We start from the raw sequence: 455 nt of genomic DNA, 5'->3' as shown, positions 1-455 counted from the left end.
CTTCATAAAAATAAGCACGTCTTTGTGGCATGGGTTGTTCTGCTTCAATCAGTGCACTCATGTAATTATACCATTGGTTTGTTGGAGTACTACAAAGATTTTGTAGGTAATGGAGGGATCCTAGAATTTCTGATAGTCGTAGTAATTTCGTCTCATAGGGTGGCGATTGTTGCGCAAAGGTTGATGTTAAAGCTAAAAAAGATATAAAAAAAACAATTTTTATCAGAGTACGCATTGTTTATTGCTCCTTTTTAATAAAGCTTTTTGGGAATACAATCGCGGATGAAATGGCTTTGTCATAGAATATAGGTTACAAGGTGAAGACAAAAATAGTTTGCACATCATTACCAAGAGCGGGCATGTTGTAAAATGTAGGGCATGAAAGGGAGTAAGGAAAGCATCATGAAGATAGTAAAAATTTTGACGAAGCTTTGTGTCTTTAGAAATTTCAGATT

1 protein-coding gene is annotated in these 455 nt (G+C 35.2%); it reads right to left on the bottom strand.

Annotated features, from left to right (window positions below; genetic code table 11):
• A partial coding sequence (locus J7R05_RS08050; protein WP_208541854.1) for a TIGR02301 family protein occupies nucleotides 1–235 on the bottom strand: 235 nt, incomplete at its 3' end.
• Between the last annotated feature and the right edge of the window lie 220 nt (nucleotides 236–455).

It is taken from the genome of Bartonella capreoli (genome assembly GCF_902813205.1).
GTDB classification, from domain to species: Bacteria; Pseudomonadota; Alphaproteobacteria; order Rhizobiales; family Rhizobiaceae; genus Bartonella; species Bartonella schoenbuchensis.
This window is presented reverse-complemented; position numbering and strand designations above follow the sequence as displayed.